Source organism: Bradyrhizobium erythrophlei, assembly GCF_042430365.1.
Classification (GTDB): Bacteria; Pseudomonadota; Alphaproteobacteria; order Rhizobiales; family Xanthobacteraceae; genus Bradyrhizobium; species Bradyrhizobium erythrophlei.
The window spans coordinates 26,329-44,637 of record NZ_JBHMET010000019.1; the positions used below are offsets into that span (position 1 = coordinate 26,329).

Genomic DNA, 18,309 nt, shown 5'->3' on the forward strand with positions numbered 1-18,309 from the left:
TCGCCCCTTCCGCCACCAGCACAAGGGACACCAATGCAAACTACGCAATACGAGATGGAGGTCGGATCGGTTCGCGCCAACGACGTTCTCTTTCACTATATCGCCATGGGTAGGGGCCGGTTGCTTCTGTGCCTTCACGGCTTTCCGGATCATGCCCTTTCATTTCGTCATCAGTTGAGATTTTTCTCGGCGCTCGGCTACCGGGTCGTCGCACCGTTCATGCGGGGCTATGCGCCGACGCAGTTGGCTGAGGATGCCACGTTCTACACCGCCGACCTGGCACACGACGTTGTCGAACTGTTGAGATCATTTGGCGCGACCCGAGCTACCCTGTTGGGTCATGACTGGGGCGCGCATGCCGCCTACGGCGCGGCAGTGTTGGCTCCAGAAATGTTCGACCGCATTGTGACGCTGGCCGTTCCCTATGGACCCGGATTGCGGAAGGCGCTGGTGACGTCCTCCGAGCAGCAGAAGCGCTCCTGGTACCTTTTCTTTTTCCTGACGCGGTTCGCGGAGACTGCCCTCGCCTACGACGACTATGCGCTGGTAGAGCAGCTGTGGAGTGACTGGTCACCGGGATGGACGCCCCCGCCGAGCGAAATGGCGGCGATTCGCGCAACATTTGCCTTGCCGGGCGTCGCGAGCGCGGCGCTATCCTACTATCGGCACGCGCTCGGAACGACGGTCAGCCTCGGCAAGCACGCAGAACTTCAGCGCCGCATTGGCATCGAGCCGATTCGCGTGCCCTGTTTTTACCTTCACGGCGATCAGGACGGGTGTATCGGCCATTCGGTGGCGTCGGACATGCAGGAACTGTTTCCGAACGGCTTCGGCCACCGGCTGGTGCGAGGCGTCGGGCATTTCCTTCATCTGGAGAGGCCCGACGAAGTCAATGCCATGATAGCCACTTGCCTGGCGGGAGACGGATAGAAACCTAATCCACCATCTCCGCGACCGCCTTGCCGCAAGCGGTGGTGTCGGCGTTGCCGCCGAGGTCCCGCGTCCGCAGCGTGCGTTCGCCGAGCGTGCGTTCGATGGCGCCGACGATCGCATCCGCAGCCTGCTTCTCGCCGAGGTGCTCCAGCATCATCGCGCCCGACCAGATCATGCCGATCGGGTTGGCGATGCCTTGCCCGGCGATATCCGGCGCCGAGCCGTGCACCGGCTCGAACACTGACGGGAAATCGCCTTCCGGATTGATGTTGCCGGATGGCGCAATCCCGATTGTGCCGGTGCAGGCCGGGCCGAGGTCGGAGAGGATGTCCCCGAACAAATTGGAGCCGACCACCACGTCAAACCAGTCCGGATGCAGCACGAAGTTCGCGGTCAGGATGTCGATGTGGTACTTGTCCCACTTCACGCCCGGATACTTCTTGGCCATCGCCTCCACGCGCTCGTCCCAATAGGGCATGGTGATGGAGATGCCGTTCGACTTCGTCGCCGAGGTCAGGTGCTTCTTCGGCCGCGACTGCGCGAGATCGAAGGCGAATTTCAGGATGCGGTCGACGCCGGTGCGCGTCATCACTGTCTGTTGCGTGACGAATTCGCGGTCGGTATCCGGGAACATGCGGCCGCCGACCGAGGAATATTCACCCTCGGTGTTCTCGCGCACCACCCAGAAATCGATGTCGCCGGGCTTGCGACCCGCGAGCGGCGACGGCACGCCGGGCATCAGCCGCACCGGGCGCAGATTGACGTACTGGTCGAACTCGCGGCGAAACTTGATCAGCGAGCCCCACAGCGAGATGTGGTCCGGAATCTTGGCGGGCCAGCCGACCGCACCGAAATAGATCGCGTCGTGCTTGCCGATCTTCGCCTTCCAGTCTTCCGGCATCATCTCGCCGTGCTTCTCGTAATAGTCGTAGGAGGCGAAGTCGAAATGATCGAATTGCACGGATACCCCGTGCTTCTTCGCCGCCGCCTCGATGACGCGCAGGCCCTCCGGCATCACTTCCTTGCCGATGCCGTCGCCGGGAATGACCGCAATCCGATACTGCTTCTTCGCGCCGCTCATCGAGAACACCCTTGTGATTTGCCCACCTGGCAATGCCGCCTATTCTGATCACCCTGCAATGAACCAAACTTCGCGCCAGCGCAACGCTGCAGTGCAGTGTTGACCGCCGCGCGACCCTGCCCCTACGAATTCGCCGACGTCCCGTTCCTGGCATCCAACAAGCGAGCATTCCCATGGATCTGCATTTGCGCGGCAAGCGCGTCCTGATCACCGGCGCCTCGAAGGGCATTGGCGCGGCCGCCGCCGAAGCCTTTGCCGAGGAAGGCGCCCATCTGCTGCTCGCCGCCCGCAACGGCGAACAATTGAAGGCGCTGTCCGACCGCCTGCGCAGCGCGCACCAGATCGATGCCGCCACCAGCGTGGTCGACCTGCGCAAGCCGGAGGACCTGGCGCGGCTCGCGAAGGAGGCCGCCGATATCGACATCGTCGTCAACAATGCCGGCGACATCCCCGGCGGCTCGATCGACAAGATCGACGAGGCAACCTGGCGGCATGCCTGGGAACTCAAGGTGTTCGGCTACATCAACCTGACCCGCGCGATCTACGCCCAGATGAAGGCGCGCGGCGGCGGCGTCATCGTCAACGATATCGGCGCGGCCGGCGAGAAGTTCGACGCCAATTACATCTGCGGCAGTGCCGGCAACGCCGCGCTGATGGCGTTCACACGCGCGCTCGGCGGCAAGAGCCTCGCCGACAACATCCGCGTGGTCGGCATCAACCCGGGTCCGGTCGGCACCGACCGTCACGTCACCCTGCTCAAGACCCGTGCCAAACACCAGTTCGGCGATGAAAGCCGCTACAGGGAATTCCAGAAAGGCATGCCGCTCGGGCGGCCTGCGCATGCGCGCGAGATCGGCGACCTGATGGCGTTCCTCGCCTCCGACCGCGCAGGCTATACTTCGGGCGTGATCTACACGGTGGACGGCGGGTTTACGGCGGGATGGGGTTAACTTATCGACATCGCCGCTTGCTCCGCGTCATCCCCGCGCAATGGCTTCGCCATTGTCGCTGGAGGAGCCGCGAAGCGGCGTCTCGAAGGATGGGCCACGGGCCACGTCGTCCTTCGAGGCTCGCCGAAGAGGCTCGCACCTCCAGCGACAATGGCGAAGCCATTGCGCGGGGAAGACGTGGACTGAGACCGTCCATCACAACCTCCGCGATTTTCACTTTCCTGCAAAATGCTTTACAGCAGCAAGAACTGACGACGCGGAACAGAGGGAGACGCGCATGGCTGATCAGGGCTTGGTACGGGAAACGGCATGTGCGGTAGTCGACAAACTCAGGGCGGGCGACGTCACCCCGCTCGACCTGCTCGACGTCCTGGAGAAACGCATCGCCGAGGTCGACGGCAAGGTCAACGCGCTGCCGACGCTGTGCTTCGATCGCGCCCGTAGCCACGCCAAGGCGCTGATGCAGAAGCCGGCCGCCGCGCGCGGCATGCTCGCGGGCCTGCCGGTTCCGATCAAGGACCTGACCGACGTCGCAGGCGTACTGACGACACTGGGCTCGCCGATCTTCAAGGACAATGTTCCGGCGAAGTCGGATGTCCTGGTCGAGAACCTCGAAAACAACGGCGCGGTGATCTACGCCAAGTCGAACACCCCCGAATTCGGCGCCGGCGCCAACACCTTCAACGAAGTGTTCGGCCCGACGCGCAATCCCTGGGACACGTCGCGCTCGGCCGCCGGCTCCTCGGGCGGCGCCGCGGCGGCGCTGGCCAGCGGCACGGCGTGGCTCGCGCACGGCTCCGACATGGGCGGCTCACTGCGCAACCCGGCAAGCTTCTGCGGCATCGTGGGACTGCGGCCGAGCATCGGCCGCGTCGCGCACACGCCGAAATTCGGCATCGATCGTACACTCGGCTTGCAGGGGCCGATGGCGCGCAACGTCGAGGACCTCGCGCTGCTGCTCGATGCGATGAGCGGCGAATATCCCGCCGATCCGCTCTCGCTGCCGGTGCCGCCGACGTCGTTCCTGTCGGCGGCGCGTTCGGGCGGAAAGCCGAAGCGCGTCGCCTACTCGCCCGATCTCGGTATCACGCCTGTTGATCCCGAGGTGAAGGCGATCACGCGCAAGGCGGCGGAGCGTTTTGCCGAGGCCGGCGCGATCGTCGAGGAGGCGCATCCCGACCTCAGCGAGGCCCATGAATGCTTCCATGTGCTGCGCGCCTTCGACTTCGCCATCAGCAAGGCCGAGCTGCTGCGCACCAAGCGTGACCTGCTCAAGCCCGAAGTGATCTGGAACATCGAGGAAGGGCTGAAGCTCTCGGTCGAGAAGCTCGAACGCGCCGAGGCGCAGCGCGTTGCCATGACCGAGCGGGCGATCGCGTTCTTCGGCAAATATGACCTGTTGCTGGCGCCGGCGACGATCGTGCCACCCTTCCCGGTCGAGAACCGCTACGTCGCCGAATGCGACGGCAAGAAGTTCGACAATTACGTCGAATGGCTCGGCATCGTCTATGCGATCACGCTGGCCTGCTGCCCGGCGCTGTCGCTGCCCTGCGGCTTCACCGCATCGGGCCTGCCGGTCGGTTTGCAGATGGTGGCAAAGCCGCGCGCGGAAGCGCAGCTGCTGGCCGGCGCAAAGGTGCTGGAAGACATTCTGGGACTGCGCGGCACCACCCCGATCGACCCGCGGGCGCCGAGGTAGAGAGGGCCTAACCCTCATGGTGAGGAGGCACGGAACGCGCGTCTCCGGACGAAGCTTCGCATCGCCGGGCGAACCATGAGGCCGGGCTGGTGGCCTAAATCCTTTGAGACGCCCGCTTCTCGCGGGCTCCTCAGGATGAGGGGTTGGTAAGCTCAGGCGTTCTCTTCGGCCGCCGTCAGCGCGACGCTGAGCGCAAGCTTGGTCTGCTCGACGATTTCGTCCATCAGCTCCTCGCGACTGATCTGGGCGACCTCGCCGGTGAGCAGCCCCTGCTCCGCCAGCATGACGATGCCGTGCAGCCCGGCCCAGATCTTCAACGCCTGCCGTTCCCGCAGCAGCCCGACCGCCGGCGCCTCGAACGCCTCGATCAACAGCGCCAGCGTTTCCATCGCCGCGGTATGCAGCTCGCTCCCCCTTGGCGCGCAGGCCATGGTTCGCGATGCGAACATCAGCCGGTAGATGCCGTGGCGCTGCAGGCCGAAGGCGAGCGCAGCCTGCGCAAAGCGCGACAGTTTCGATTGCGACGACGGCTTGTCGATGGCCTCGCGCATGATCACATTGAACTGCCGGAACGCTTCCGCGGTCACCGCCTGCAGCAGCGCGTCGCGGTCGGCGAAATGCCGGTATGGCGCCGGCTGCGAGACGCCGAGCTTCTTCGCCAACGCCTTGATGCTGATCGCCTCGGGCCCGCCGAGTTCGACCTCCTGCAAGGCAGCCTGGATCATGGCGTCGCGGAGGTCGCCATGGTGATAGGTTTTGAACGGTTTACGGGCCAATTGACGCATCGGCGGAAACATCACTGAATTTTCGCTTGACGCGCAAGCACAACGATAATGTAATATGCTATAACTTAGCAGACCGGTTAAGATGCCGGCTGCCCAAGCAAGACAAAACTTGCGGCAAGAAAAGTTGAGGAACCCAGCGTGCCCGTGTGGCGCGCGAGCCGAGGGAGGGTGCTTGCATGTCCAAGCTGAAGATCCGCGTCGACCAGGACAAGTGCCAGGGTCACGCCCGCTGTAAATCACTCGCCCCCGAACTGTTCGAGCTCGACGAATACGGCAACGCCCATGAAGTGGGCGACGGAACCGTGCCGGCCGGGCTCGAGGACAAGGCGTGGCTTGCCCAGACCAACTGCCCGGAAATCGCGATCGAGGTCACCGAGGAGTAACCGCGGCGCGTCGTCTCATTGAGTGATTCAATTTTGAACGAACGAGAAGGAAACGACCCGATGTCCGATTCCCCGTCCGCCAGCTTTCTGCCCGAACACCCCCCGGTCACCGACTGGGTCAATGATTTCGACCATACCGATCCGACCTGGACGGAGAATCCGTTTCCGATCTGGGAGACGCTGCGCGAGGCCTCGCCCGTCGTGCACACCGAGCGCTTCCTCGGCTGCTACATGCCGACCACCTATCAGGCGGTGAAGGAGATCGCCTACGATACCGAGCATTTCTCCTCGCGCCGCGTGATCGTGCGCGACGTCCGTCCCGACATCACCGCCAGGGCGCCGCCGATCACCTCCGATCCGCCGGAGCACAAGCCGGCCAAGCAGCTACTGCTGCCGCCGTTCACCCCGGACGCGATGAAGAAGCTCGAGCCGCGGGTTCGCGCGATCTGCAACGAGCTGATCGACGAGTTCATCGCCGACGGCAAATGCGATGCGGCCGCGCGCTACACCAAGCACATCCCGGTGCGCGCCATCGCCCATATGCTGGGCATTCCAGAGAAGGACGGCGATCTCTTCATCAAGTGGATCCATCAGATCCTCGAGCTCGGCATCAAGGACGACAACGAGCTGATGAGCGCCGTGCGGGAGATGACCGGCTACTTCATGGCCCATCTCGAGCAGCGCAAGCAGCAGCCGGGCGACGACCTGATCTCGGCGCTGATGCAGGCCAGGGGCCCGAACGGCCAGCCGCTCGCCGACGAGCATGTGCTGGGCTCGCTGCGGCTGCTCTTGATCGCCGGCATCGACACCACCTGGAGCGCGATCGGCTCCTCGCTCTGGCACCTCGCCAGGACACCCGCCGACCGCGAGCGCCTGGCCGCCGATCCGGCGCTCATCCCGACCGCGATCGAGGAATTCCTGCGCGCCTATTCGCCGGTGACGATGGCGCGCGAGGTGATGAAGGAAACCACGATCTCCGGCTGCCCGGTGAAGCCGGGCAACATGGTGCTGCTGTCGTTCCCGGCCGCCAACCGCGATCCGGCGATGTTCCCGGACGCCGACAAGGTGGTGATCGACCGCAAGGAGAACCGCCACGCCGCCTTCGGCCTCGGCATCCATCGCTGCGTCGGTTCCAACCTGGCGCGAATGGAGATGACAGTGGCGGTCGAGGAATGGCTGAAGCGGATCCCGGACTTCCGGCTTGACCCGGCCGGCCGAGTCACGTGGTCGGAAGGCACGGTGCGCGGCCCGCGTCAACTGCCAATCCTGTTCGGCAAGAACGCCTGACGCGCCCCGAGGCGGTTACATCGCGCCGTCCAAATGAGGTAGCTTGGCCCGCGGAATCGTCAAGAAACGTCCGGGGAGGCCAGGCTATGACCGATCAAACCGCTCAGTCGAGCGATCGTCTCGACATCCACGACGTCGAGCGGCGGGTGAAGGCGATCTTCATCGGCTCGGTCGGCAACCTCGTCGAGTGGTATGATTTCTACGCCTATACGGCGTTTGCGCTCTATTTCGCGCCGGCGTTCTTTCCGAACGCCGATCCGGTGGTGCAGCAGTTCAACGCGGCCGTGCTGTTCGCCGCGACCTTCCTGATGCGTCCGCTCGGCGGCTGGCTGTTCGGCTACATCGCCGACCGCTATGGAAGACGGCTGTCGCTGACGCTCTCGGTCGTCTGCATGTGCTTCGGCTCACTGATCATCGCGGTGACGCCGACTTACGCCACCATCGGCTTTGCCGCACCGGCCATCCTGGCGCTGGCGCGAATCATCGAGGGCCTGAGCCTCGGCGGCGAGTACGGTGCGAGCGCCACCTATCTCAGCGAGGTCGCCGACCCGAAGCACCGCGGCTTCTATTCCAGCTTCCAGTACGTCACGCTGATCGGTGGCCAGCTCACCGCGATCATCGTGCTGTTGCTGCTGCAGAAGGTGTTCCTGACACCTGACGAGCTGAAGGCTTGGGGCTGGCGGATCCCGTTCGTGATCGGCGCCGGGCTTGCGATCGTCGCCGCGGTGATGCGGCGCAGCCTGCATGAGACCGAGGCCTTCGAGGAAGCCAAGAAGGTCACCAAGCCGACCGGCTCGATCCGCGGCCTGTTGAACTATCCCCGCGAATTGCTGCTGGTGGTCGGCCTCACCGCCGGCGGCACCGCGGCGTTCTACACCTTCACCACCTATATGCAGACCTTCGTGAAGCTTTCGGTCGGCCTGACCGAGGATCAGACCACCTTCGTGATCTTCGGCTCGCTGATCTTCGCAACCATCCTGCAGCCGATCTATGGCGGGCTATCCGATCGCATCGGCCGCAAGCCGCTTTTGATCTTCTTCGGCATCGTCGGTACGCTGGGGACGATCCCGATCCTGACCGCGCTGAAGGACACCAAGTCGCCCTTCATCGCGTTCCTGCTGATTTGCGCCGCCTGGATCTTCGTCGCCGGCTACACCTCGATCAATGCGATCGTGAAGGCCGAGCTGTTCCCGACCAATGTCCGCGCGCTCGGCGTCGGCCTGCCCTACGCCATCACGGTGTCGGTATTCGGCGGCACCGCGCCCGCGGTCGCGCTCTACTTCAAGAGCATCGGGCACGAGGACTGGTTCTACTATTACCTCAGCGGCATGATCTTCCTGTCGCTGATCATCTACTCGACGATGCGCGACACCAAGCACGACTCGGCGATGCATCGCCACGAGTAGCGAGCGCCCATGACCGACGACAACGAGCCGCCCGCCGAAAGCAAGCTGACGCGCAGCAAGCAGCGCTGGGCGCGAGAGGGCAAGTTCCTCACCGGCAAGATCGTCCGGCCCGAGGACGAGCGCCTGCCGCCGGGCCAACATCTGACACGGGATTGGCCGGTGCTCGATCTCGGGCTGATGCCGAACATCTCGCAAGCGCGCTGGCGGCTCGACGTCTACGGCGCGGTCGCGCACCCGATCTACTGGACTTGGGAGCAATTCCTGGCCGAGAGGCAGACGCAATTCGTCTCCGACATCCACTGCGTCACGACGTGGTCGCGCTACGACAATCAATGGGACGGGCTTGCCACGCGCGACCTGCTCGCCGCCTGCCGGCCGCGCGAGGAGGCGCGCTTCGTCGTGCTGCATTCCCATGACGGCTACACGACGAACCTTCCGCTGGAAGATTTCGCGGCCGAAGACGCCCTGCTTGCCCATAGTTGGTCCGGCAAGCCGCTGGAGCAGGAGCATGGCGGCCCGGTGCGGCTCGTGGTGCCGCATCTCTATTTCTGGAAGAGCGCGAAATGGCTGCAGAGCATCGAGTTCCTGGCCGAAGATGTGCCCGGCTACTGGGAGGTTCGCGGCTATCACAACCGCGGTGATCCCTGGGCGGAACAGCGCTATTCTGGCGACTGAACAGCAACCATGATGATGGAGCCCACCCGTGCCGCACGAACGTTTCCAATTCACCGGCTGGGAGGGCCACGCGCTCGCCGCAGCGCTTGATACGCCGGATGGGCCGATCAAGGCCTACGCCCTGTTCGCGCACTGCTTCACCTGCGGCAAGGACACGCTGGCGGCAAAACGCATCGCGGTCGCGCTCGCTGCCAAGGGTATCGCGACGCTGCGCTTCGATTTCACCGGGCTCGGCTCCAGCGAGGGCGATTTCGCCAACTCGACCTTCTCCTCGAACGTCGCCGACCTCGTCCGCGCCGCCGACCATCTGCGCGAGACGCGGCAGGCACCCGCGATCCTGATCGGCCACAGCCTCGGTGGCGCGGCGATCCTCGCCGCCGCTGGACGGATCCCGGAGGCGAAAGCGGTCGTCACCATCGCCGCGCCGTCCGATCCCGCCCATGTCACGCATCTGTTCAAGGACAAGATCGAGGATATTCGCGCACAGGGCGAGGTGGAGGTGTCGCTGGCGGGCCGGCCGTTCCGCATCAAGCGCGAATTCCTCGACGACGTCGCGGAGCAAAATCTGATGGCCGACGTGACGAAGCTGCACAAGGCGCTTCTGATCATGCATTCGCCGACCGACGACACGGTCGGCATCGACAACGCCACGCATATCTTCGTTGCGGCCAAGCACCCCAAGAGCTTCGTGTCGCTGGCAGGGGCCGATCATCTCCTGAGCGGCAAAGAGGACGCGGCCTATGTCGCCGACGTCATCGGCGCCTGGGCCGAGCGCTATGTCGATCTCGCCGCGCCGCAGCCGGCGGCTGACACCGCCAACGCGCCGCGCAATGTCGTGGTGCGGGAGACGCGCGCCAGCAAGTTCCAGCAAACCATCACCACCGGCCCACACCGGATGCTGGCCGATGAGCCGGTTGCTGCCGGCGGCGAGGATACCGGCCCCGGCCCTTACGACTTCCTGCTCGCCGGGCTCGGCGCCTGCACGTCGATGACAATGCGGCTCTATGCCGACCGCAAGTCGCTGCCGCTCGATCGCGTCACCGTGACGCTTCAGCACAGCAAGATCTACGCCAAGGATTGCGAGGAGTGCGAGACGCGCGAGGGCATGCTCGATCAGATCGACCGCGTCATCAAGATCGAAGGCGCGCTCGACGCCGACCAGCGCAAGCGGCTGATGGAGATCGCCGACAAATGCCCGGTCCACCGCACGCTGACGTCGGAGATCCGGATCGTGACCAAGGCCGCGGACTGAGCATGCAAGCACGCGTCAAACGGCGCGGCCGAGAACCTGCGCCCGCTTTCCGGCGAGGCAATCCGCCATGATCCGGACCGCGCGGCTGATTTCGCTCTCGCGCCACGCGGCGAAGCCGAGCAGCAGGCCGGAATCGCGCGGCCGCTCCACCGCGAGGCTCGACAGCGCGCGCACCTCGACGCCGGCCGCAACCAGCCGGTCCACGACCTCCCTGTCGGCACCGCCATTCCTGAACCGGGCAATCAGCTGCATCCCGCCGTGCGGGACTTCGGCGTCAAGCACCTTGCCCAGATGCCGCTCCAGCAGCGTGGCGAGATGATCGCGGCGCGCCCGGTAGATGCGCCTGACGCGCCTGACATGCGCTAGGAAGTGCCCGTCGGACATGAAGTCGGACAGCGCCTCCTGGACGTGCACCGATGCGATCAGCCCGAGATGGCGTTGCGCGACCTCCATCGTGCGGGCGAGCGATGGCGGCACCACCAGATAACCGATGCGGATATCCGCGGTCATCGCCTTGGCAAAGGTGCCGACATAGAGCACGCGGCCCTCGCGATCGAGCCCCTGCAGCGCCGGCATCGGCCGGCTGTCATAATGAAACTCGCCGTCATAATCGTCCTCGACGATCCAGGTCTTGCCCGGCTCGGCGGCGGCCAGCAGCTCGGTGCGGCGCGCCACCGGCATCACGCGGCCGGTCGGATGCTGGTGCGAGGGCGTCGCGAAAATCAGCTTGGGCGCCCGTGTCTGGCGCGCGCGCGTCATCCCCCATTGATCGAGCCTGATACCGACGACCTTGGCACCGGCGGCGCGAAAGGCCGCGGCGGCGCCGGGATATCCGGGGTCCTCGGTCCAGACCGTATCACCGGGCGTGATCGTGGTCGCTGTGACGAGCGTCAACGCCGCCTGCGCGGTCGGCAGGATCAATATCTGGTTCGCTTCCGCGCGCACGCCGCGGCCCGTCTCGAGGTAGTCGCACAGGGCCTGGCGCAGGCTCGGCCGGTTGACGAGCGTCTGGTCATTGAAGCGGCGGCGCAGCGCGCTGCGCCGCAGGCAGCGCGCCCAGATCTCGTGCGGAAATTCGCGTGCGTCCGCAAGCCCGGCACGGAGCGGACGGAATTCCGCCTGATATGACATCGGCCAACCGACGTCCTCAAGCCGCAGCGCCCAGGGCGCAAGCTGCGGCTTGCGGGTGGCCTCGCGCCGCGGCACGGGCGTGGCTCCGGCAAGCCGCTCCTCGATATCGTCAATGACGACCGGACGCCGCCGCGCGGCGACGCGCAGATAGCCTTCGGCCGCGAGCTGCTCGTAGGCGTGCGTGACCGTGTTGCGTGACACGTCGAGCTCGACCGCGAGATGGCGGCTCGACGGTAGCACCGCGCCGCGCTTGATGCGGCCGCTCGCGATCAGCTCGCGGAGCTGGTGCGTCAGTTGCGCGGCCAGCCCCGCTTCATCCCATCGGTTCAATGCGACCAGTTCTGCGAGGATCAATCTGGTACCCTTGATCTAATTAATCTGGCTCTTTTGATAGAGCCAGATTGATCTTATTCACAGGTCCTGCCGCCTTCAAGGACATTGCCGTGAACGACCGCCTGTCGCCCGCCAAAGCCGCCATCCTGTTCATCATCGTGGTGCTGGCGTGGGGCACCAATTGGCCGGTGACCAAAACGCTGGTGCAGGCCGTGCCGCCGCTATGGACGGCGACAATCCGAAGCTGGGTCGCGCTGGCCGCCCTGCTGGTGATCCTGCGCTCGAGCGGCAACCTGATCGTCCCCCGGCTCGCCGACGTCCCGGTCGTGCTCAGCGTGGCGCTGTTGCACATGACGCTGTTCTCGACGCTGGCCGCCGCGGGATTGCGCTATCTCCCGGCAAGCAAGGGCATCGTGCTCGGCTACACCACGCCGCTCTGGGTCGCGCTGGGCGCGAGCGCCGCGCGGACGGAGCGGCTCGGCCGGCTGAAGCTCACGGGCGTCGCGACCGGGCTGCTCGGCCTCTGCGTGATCCTCAACCCGGCGTCGCTCGACTGGAGCAATCTCGACGCTATCATTGGCGCCGGCATGATCATCCTCGCCGCGATTTGCTGGGCGGCCAACATCATCTACATCCGCTCGCACCGCTGGATCGCGACCCCGTTGCAGCTCCTGCTGTGGCAGGTACTCGTCGCCACGATCGTGCTGACGTCGATGGCGCTGATCTCGGAGGGCGTGCCCGACGTGGCGTGGTCGCCGCAGCTCGCGCTGCTGTTCCTCTACGCCGGCTGCATCGGAACGACGCTGGCCTATTGGGCGATGTCGATGGTCAACAAGAGCCTGCCAGCTTTGACGACCTCGCTCGGCACAACCGCGACGCCGGTCGTCGGCATCCTCTGTGCGGCGCTGCTGCTCGGCGAGCCGGTCGATCTGTCGCTGGCGCTCGCCGCGGCCTTGATCGTCGGCGGGATTGCGCTGAGCACGCTCGCGGACGCGCCGTCGCGCGCGTGAGGCCATAGCGTTTTCGAGCGAAGTGGATTCCGGTTCGCGTGAAGAAAACGCGTCAAGACAAAGAGCTATGTAGCAGCCAGCGGCCGGACGCGGAGCGCACCGCGAAGGCCGGCGGCGGTGCCGAGCAGGATGCCGGCGACCGCGACGAACGATGACAGCGACAGCGTCGACAATCCGGTCAAGCCTTGCCCGACCGAGCAGCCAAACGCCATCACACCGCCGGCGCCCATCAGTGCGGCGCCGCCGGCGGAGCGCAGCATGTGGCGCGGCGATTGATAGCCTTCGAGCTGGAAGCGGCCGGTGGCGAGCGCCGTGACGAGGCTGCCGGCGAACACGCCGAACACGGTGACGATGCCGAAGTTCAACGTCGATCCGGTCGACAGCATCACATATTGCAGCGCGTCCGCGATCGGCGCGATGAAGGTGAGCGAGGTCACCGGGATCGGATTGAAATCGTCGGCGCCGAGGTAGCCGGTCGCATACCAGCCGCCGGCCACGAGCAGGCCGACGACCAGGCCGGCCACGATCTGGCCGAACGATTTCCGGAACGGCGCGTGCGCAAAGGCGAAGATGATCAGCGCGGCAGAGAGCACCGAGGCCGCAACCATCCGCGCCGACGCGGCGCCGAGGCCGATGCCGGCGAGCAATGCCGGCAGGGAGTTGGTCGCGGCCGTCGCTTGCGAGGCTTGCACCATCGCGATCCTGACCGGCGCGATCAGGCCCCTCAGCGCCATCTCCGCGACGATGCCGAGCACGATCACGACCACGAAGGAGCGGAGATTGCCGCGCCCGAGCAGCACCAGCGCGCGCGAGCCGCAGCCGTTCGACAGCACCATGCCGTAGCCGAACAGGAGGCCGCCGAGGAACATGACCGGCGCCGAGAACGACGGCTGCAGATAGATCGACTTGCCGAGATCGACGAGCCCCGCCGCCGTGAGCAGCTGCGAGGCCGCGATCGCAACCCCCATGGCGAGCGCATAGGTGCGCACCAGCCGCCCGTCGCCCTGCGTCCACCAGCCGCGCAGGCTGCTCATCATGCAAAAGCCGCTGAGTAGCCCGACCGAACCATAGATCAGGCCGATCACAAAGGCGGCGAGGATGACGATGGTGGCGGTATCCATGAAAAGTCCTTAAGGGTTCTCGTCATTGCAAGCCAACCGGTCGGCGCGAAGCGCCGCCGGATGACAGGCTCCATGAAGCAATCCATCGCGCCACAAATGGAGACATGGATTGCTTCGTCGCGGAGTTTATCATCGGGCTCGCCGGAGGCGAGACCCGCGATGACGCATCCATAGTCACGGCCGCAGGATCACGCGGTCGCGCGACGAACCCGCGACTGCGACGAAGGCGGCCTTGGCCTCTTCGAGCGGAAAGACCGCGGCGGCCCTGATCGGAAACGGCTTGAGATGCCCGCTGGCGAAGCCCGGCCCCAATTCGCGCAGCACCTCCCCAGTCGCAATCGACGACAGCGCGAGCGTGTCGATGCCGACATAAGTGTGCTGGCCGCGATAGAATTCGAGAATGTTGAACTGCACGATGCGCTCGACTGCCGCGATCAGAATCTGGCGGCCGCGCAATGCCAGCGACTTGTGCGCGGCCTGGAAGTAGGGGTCGCCGACGGTGTTGTAGACGATGTCGGCGCCCTTGCCGCCGGTCAATTCGCGCACGCGCGTTGCGACATCGGTCGTCGACGCATCGATCACCTCAACCGGCGAATTGCTGTCGCCCTCATAGGGCTCGCGCTTGCGCACCACGCCGATCACCCGCGCGCCGTGCCAGCTCGCGATCTGCACCGCGGCCTGGCCGACCTTGCCGTTGACGCCCATTACCAGAACGGTCTCGCCCGGATTCGGCAGTCCGGCGCGGCGCAGGCCTTCCATCGCGGTGACGAACGGCACGCCAATGCCAGCCGCCTCCTCCCACGAGATGCCGCCGGGCTTCTCCACCACCGCGTCACGCTCGACCACGAGATGGGTGGCGTGGCTGCCGTCGCGGCGAATGCCGAGATCGCCGGATGAGCCGAACACCTCGCGCCCGATCCAGTTCGTTGGACCGTCGATCACGACGCCGGCGTAGTCGCGCCCCGAGGTGCGCGGAAACACCGCATAGGGCATCAGCCCGGTCGCGGCCTTGACATCGGATGGGTTGACCGCGGCCGCCTTGACCTCGATGAGCAGGTCATCGGCGCCGCGCGACAGCGTATGCGTCTCGACGACCGGCGCCACCGCCGCCGCATTCTCGGCCTTCGCCAGCAAGCGCACGCAGCGGGCGTCGACCGCAACCGAGCGCGCTTCAGGCTTGGGGGAAACCGGCATCGAGGGCAGTCCTGCTTTCTCTTGGAAAGCAGGAGTTACCCTTTCGGCCGCTTGTCGTAAACACGTTTCGCCTTGCCGAGCGAACGCTCAAGCGTGTCAGGAGCGACGGCCTTGACGCGGGCCGTGATGCCGATCGTGTTCTTGATGAAGGCCGAGACCTTCTCGGCATGCGCGAGGAGCCCGGTGCCGTCCCAGCTTTCGGGGCGGGCTTCGGCCAGCACCGTCATCTCGTCCATGCGGCCTTCGCGGGTCAGCTCGATGATGAAATGGCCGCCGCACCAGTCGGTCGCGAGCAGCGCCTCCTCGATCTGGGTCGGGAACACGTTGACCCCGCGCAGGATGATCATGTCGTCCGAGCGCCCGGTGACCTTCTCCATCCGACGCATGCCGGGGCGTGCGGTGCCGGGCAACAGCCGCGTCAGGTCGCGGGTGCGATAGCGGATGATCGGAAAGGCTTCCTTGGTGAGCGAGGTGAACACCAGCTCGCCCTTCTCGCCATCCGGCAGAACCTTGCCAGTCTGCGGATCGATCACCTCCGGATAGAAATGGTCCTCCCAGATGTGCAGGCCGTCCTTGGTCTCCACGCATTCCTGCGCAACGCCGGGGCCGATCACCTCTGACAGACCGTAGATGTCGGTCGCGTCCATGTCGAAGGCCTGCTCGATCTCGACGCGCATCGCATTGGTCCAAGGCTCGGCGCCAAAGATGCCGAACTTCAACGACGATTGGCGCGGGTCGAGCCCCTGCCTTTTGAACTCGTCGAGGATCGCGAGCATGTAGCTCGGCGTCACCGTGATGATGTCGGGCCGGAAGTCGTTGATGAGCTGCACCTGCCGCTCGGTCATGCCGCCGGAGATGGGAACAACGGTGCAGCCGAGCCGCTCCGCGCCGTAGTGCGCCCCGAGGCCGCCGGTGAACAGGCCATAGCCGTAGGCATTGTGCATGATCATGCCGGAGCGGCCGCCGGCCGCGCGGATCGAGCGCGCCATCACGTCCGCCCAGACGTCGATATCGCCCCTGGTGTAGCCGACCACGATCGGCTTGCCGGTCGTGCCCGACGAGGCATGGACGCGGACCAGTTTTTCGCGCGGAACGGCGAACATGTTGAACGGGTAGTTGTCGCGGAGGTCCGTCTTCACCGTGAAGGGGAATTTGGCGAGATCGGAGAGCTGCTTGAAATCCGATGGATGCACGCCAGCCGCATCGAACGCCTTCCGGTAGTGTGCGACATTGTCGTAGGCGTGCTTGAGCGACCAGGCAAGCCGCCTGGTCTGGAGCGGCATGATCTCGTCGCGCGAGGCGCGCTCGGCGTCATCGAGCTCGGCGCGGTAACCACTGTCCTTGACGTTGAGCTTGGGCGAAGCCATCGCGGCGTTTCCTCTGAATCAGTTTATTTGTTGTCGGTCTCGGCCACCGGCAGCCAGGTGCCCGGTATCACCCGCGAATGACCGCGGAACTCGGCGATCACGGCATCGCCTGCGGTGACGCGCACGTCGTAGATGCCGGAGCGGCCATTGCGGGTGACCTCGCGCGCTGTTGCGACCAGACGATCGCCGAGCTTGCCGGGCCGGATGAAGGTGATGTTGCCTTGGGCCGCGACCGCGCGGTGATTGTGGCTGTTGCAGGCGAAGGCGAAGGCGGAATCCGCGAGCGTGAAGATATAGCCGCCGTGGCAGATGCGCTGGCCGTTGACCATGTGCGGCTGCACCGTCATCGCCATCACCGCGAGCCCGGGCTTGATCTCGACGATCTCCATGCCGACGCCCTTACTGGCGTCGTCTTCCTTCCACATCGCGTCCGCGCAGGCGCGGGCCATGTCCTCGGGCGATAGCGTGGCCTTGACGTTCACATCAAACTCCCTGTCACCGGACCCGTTGCGCGGGGCCTCTTGGTTTCAATGTCAGTCTTGGGCGCGGCACCAGAGGTGTCAACGCATAGAGTGAACTAGACGTGGTCGTAGTCGACCACGACCTTCTCGGAGCACGGCTTGGCCTGGCAGGTGAGGATGAACCCAGCCTTCAGCTCCCACGGCTCCAGCGAATAGTTCAGCTCCATCTCGGCATCGCCCTCGACCAGCTTGGCGCGGCAGGTTGAGCACATGCCGCCCTTGCAGGCGAAGGGCAGGTCCATGCCGGCGCGCAGCGCGGCGTCGAGGATCGACTCGCCATCCGCCACCGGCACCTCGCGGCGCTTGCCGTCGATGATCAGGGAGGCCAGCGCCTTCGGCGGCGTGCCCACGGGCACCACCGCCTTCGGCCGCGGCTTGCCGCCGAATTCGGAGACGAAGCGCTCGACATGGATGCGCTCCTCGGCAATGCCGATCTCGCGGCAGGTCGCCTCGATCGTCTCGCTCATCCCGGCCGGGCCGCAGATGAAGACATGATCGATGCTCGCGGCCGGCGCCAGCGAGCGCAGCAGCACCCTCACCTTCTCGCCATCGAGCCGTCCGTGCAGGATCGGAATGTCCTGCTCCTCACCGGAGATCACGTGAAAGAGCGAAAGCCGCTGCATGAAGCGATCTTTCAATTCCTCCAGCTCCTCAAGGAACAGCATGCCCTCGGTCGAGCGGTTGCCGTAGAACAGGAAGAAGCGGCTGTCCGGCTCGCGCGCCAGCACGCCCTTGACGATCGAGAGGATCGGCGTGATGCCGCTGCCGGCGGCAAAGCCGGCATAGACCCGCGCCTGGTCGGGCGCGTGCGCGATGCCGAAGCGGCCGGTCGGCGTCATCACATCGAGTTCGTCGCCGGCCTTCAGTTCGTCGGCCGCCCAGCTCGAGAATGCACCACCGTCAACCTTCTTCACGGCGATGCGCAGCTCGCCATCGTCGGGGCCGGAGCAGATCGAATAGGACCGGCGGATCTCCTCGCCGTCCATCGTCGTGCGCAGCGTCAGATACTGGCCCGGCGCAAAATTGTAGTCGTCTTCCAGATCCTTCGGGATCGTAAAGGTCATTGAGACCGCATCCGGCGCCTCGCGGCGCAGATCGTGAACGGCCAGACGGTGAAAGCGCGGGGTGAGGGACATCAGCTATCTCCCGCCGTCATTGCGAGGAGCGGAGCGACGAAACAA

At 65.4% G+C, this 18,309-nt stretch carries 17 protein-coding genes; 9 read left to right on the top strand and 8 right to left on the bottom strand.

Annotated elements, in window-relative coordinates; translation table 11 throughout:
• Positions 1-33: 33 nt before the first annotated feature.
• Positions 34-930: an alpha/beta fold hydrolase gene (locus ACFFWD_RS02625; protein ID WP_376961159.1), complete on the top strand. Its 897-nt coding sequence runs from the start codon at positions 34-36 to the stop codon at positions 928-930.
• Positions 931-934: 4 nt separating this feature from the next.
• On the opposite strand, the gene ACFFWD_RS02630 is transcribed toward ACFFWD_RS02625, so the two are convergent.
• Complete coding sequence (locus tag ACFFWD_RS02630) at positions 935-2,014, bottom strand: tartrate dehydrogenase (RefSeq protein WP_376961161.1); 1,080 nt, start codon at positions 2,012-2,014, stop codon at positions 935-937.
• 173 nt (positions 2,015-2,187) lie between these two features.
• On the opposite strand from ACFFWD_RS02630, the gene ACFFWD_RS02635 reads away from it, so the two are divergent.
• Together ACFFWD_RS02635 and ACFFWD_RS02640 are read left to right on the top strand one after the other, a co-directional pair.
• The gene (locus ACFFWD_RS02635) at positions 2,188-2,964 is read left to right on the top strand and encodes an SDR family oxidoreductase (protein WP_376961163.1); all 777 of its coding nucleotides are present in this window, start codon (positions 2,188-2,190) and stop codon (positions 2,962-2,964) included.
• Positions 2,965-3,241: 277 nt separating this feature from the next.
• Positions 3,242-4,663: an amidase gene (locus ACFFWD_RS02640; protein WP_376961165.1), complete on the top strand. Its 1,422-nt coding sequence runs from the start codon at positions 3,242-3,244 to the stop codon at positions 4,661-4,663.
• A 152-nt stretch (positions 4,664-4,815) separates the two neighbouring features.
• On the opposite strand, the gene ACFFWD_RS02645 is transcribed toward ACFFWD_RS02640, so the two are convergent.
• Positions 4,816-5,448, bottom strand: coding sequence for a TetR/AcrR family transcriptional regulator (locus ACFFWD_RS02645; RefSeq protein WP_376961167.1), 633 nt, complete (start codon positions 5,446-5,448; stop codon positions 4,816-4,818).
• Between the two features lie 176 nt (positions 5,449-5,624).
• Between ACFFWD_RS02645 and ACFFWD_RS02650 the strand changes: the two genes are divergently transcribed.
• The 5 genes from ACFFWD_RS02650 (at position 5,625) to ACFFWD_RS02670 (ending at position 10,451) form a co-directional block, all read left to right on the top strand.
• Positions 5,625-5,831, top strand: a complete 207-nt coding sequence (locus tag ACFFWD_RS02650) for a ferredoxin (RefSeq protein WP_038387982.1) — start codon at positions 5,625-5,627, stop codon at positions 5,829-5,831.
• Between the two features lie 60 nt (positions 5,832-5,891).
• On the top strand, positions 5,892-7,118 hold the full coding sequence (locus ACFFWD_RS02655) for a cytochrome P450 (protein ID WP_376961170.1): 1,227 nt from the start codon (positions 5,892-5,894) through the stop codon (positions 7,116-7,118).
• Positions 7,119-7,204: 86 nt separating this feature from the next.
• Positions 7,205-8,524 (top strand): MFS transporter, encoded by a 1,320-nt coding sequence (locus ACFFWD_RS02660; RefSeq protein WP_376961172.1) that lies wholly within the window; start codon positions 7,205-7,207, stop codon positions 8,522-8,524.
• A 9-nt stretch (positions 8,525-8,533) separates the two neighbouring features.
• Positions 8,534-9,199 carry a sulfite oxidase-like oxidoreductase gene (locus ACFFWD_RS02665; protein ID WP_376961174.1) on the top strand — a complete coding sequence of 222 codons (666 nt, stop codon included), beginning with the start codon at positions 8,534-8,536 and terminating at the stop codon, positions 9,197-9,199.
• 28 nt (positions 9,200-9,227) lie between these two features.
• On the top strand, positions 9,228-10,451 hold the full coding sequence (locus tag ACFFWD_RS02670; protein ID WP_376961176.1) for a bifunctional alpha/beta hydrolase/OsmC family protein: 1,224 nt from the start codon (positions 9,228-9,230) through the stop codon (positions 10,449-10,451).
• 15 nt (positions 10,452-10,466) lie between these two features.
• Here the strand turns inward: ACFFWD_RS02670 and pdxR are convergent, their stop codons facing one another.
• The gene (pdxR, locus tag ACFFWD_RS02675; protein WP_376961253.1) at positions 10,467-11,933 is read right to left on the bottom strand and encodes a MocR-like pyridoxine biosynthesis transcription factor PdxR; all 1,467 of its coding nucleotides are present in this window, start codon (positions 11,931-11,933) and stop codon (positions 10,467-10,469) included.
• 92 nt (positions 11,934-12,025) lie between these two features.
• On the opposite strand from pdxR, the gene ACFFWD_RS02680 reads away from it, so the two are divergent.
• The gene (locus ACFFWD_RS02680; RefSeq protein ID WP_376961178.1) at positions 12,026-12,925 is read left to right on the top strand and encodes a DMT family transporter; all 900 of its coding nucleotides are present in this window, start codon (positions 12,026-12,028) and stop codon (positions 12,923-12,925) included.
• Positions 12,926-12,990: 65 nt separating this feature from the next.
• Here ACFFWD_RS02680 and ACFFWD_RS02685 read toward each other — a convergent pair whose 3' ends face one another.
• From ACFFWD_RS02685 to paaE, 5 genes are all read right to left on the bottom strand, one after another.
• Positions 12,991-14,046 (bottom strand): YeeE/YedE family protein, encoded by a 1,056-nt coding sequence (locus tag ACFFWD_RS02685; protein ID WP_376961180.1) that lies wholly within the window; start codon positions 14,044-14,046, stop codon positions 12,991-12,993.
• 174 nt (positions 14,047-14,220) lie between these two features.
• Complete coding sequence (locus tag ACFFWD_RS02690) at positions 14,221-15,240, bottom strand: quinone oxidoreductase family protein (protein ID WP_376961182.1); 1,020 nt, start codon at positions 15,238-15,240, stop codon at positions 14,221-14,223.
• Positions 15,241-15,275: 35 nt separating this feature from the next.
• Positions 15,276-16,607: a phenylacetate--CoA ligase PaaK gene (paaK, locus tag ACFFWD_RS02695; protein WP_376961184.1), complete on the bottom strand. Its 1,332-nt coding sequence runs from the start codon at positions 16,605-16,607 to the stop codon at positions 15,276-15,278.
• Positions 16,608-16,630: 23 nt separating this feature from the next.
• Positions 16,631-17,089, bottom strand: coding sequence for a hydroxyphenylacetyl-CoA thioesterase PaaI (gene paaI, locus ACFFWD_RS02700; protein WP_376961186.1), 459 nt, complete (start codon positions 17,087-17,089; stop codon positions 16,631-16,633).
• 95 nt (positions 17,090-17,184) lie between these two features.
• Positions 17,185-18,264, bottom strand: a complete 1,080-nt coding sequence (gene paaE / locus ACFFWD_RS02705; RefSeq protein WP_376961188.1) for a 1,2-phenylacetyl-CoA epoxidase subunit PaaE — start codon at positions 18,262-18,264, stop codon at positions 17,185-17,187.
• Positions 18,265-18,309 lie beyond the last annotated feature (45 nt).